This window comes from Telluria sp. AZSoR62, assembly GCF_058111565.1.
The window spans coordinates 1-244 of sequence record NZ_JBYTST010000516.1 but is presented as its reverse complement, the minus strand read 5'-3'; the positions used below and the strand labels follow the sequence as shown (position 1 = coordinate 244).

General features: G+C 64.3%; 1 pseudogene. It reads left to right on the top strand.

Annotated features, from left to right (window positions below):
• Positions 1 to 36 precede the first annotated feature (36 nt).
• A pseudogene (locus AC3XQU_RS24590) lies at positions 37 to 244 on the top strand (hypothetical protein); the annotation flags it as partial.

The window sequence follows — 244 nt, the reverse complement described above, 5'->3', positions numbered from 1 at the left end:
GAGGCCTCTGGCTCTACATTCTTCAGGAGGCCTCTCATGGGCTGGTATTTCTCTCCCCAATCGCGGTCTGAACTGATCGCGGAACTGATCGCACCGCAGGAGACCGAGCGCGCCAGCGTGAAGGTCATCGCCCACACGCTGCGCGGCAACGTCCTCTGGTCCGTCGCGGAAGTGACGGCCAGGGCCGAAGGCGTGCATCGTGATCTCGCACCGGGCCAGTCCCTGCGCTACATCCGCTGCGATC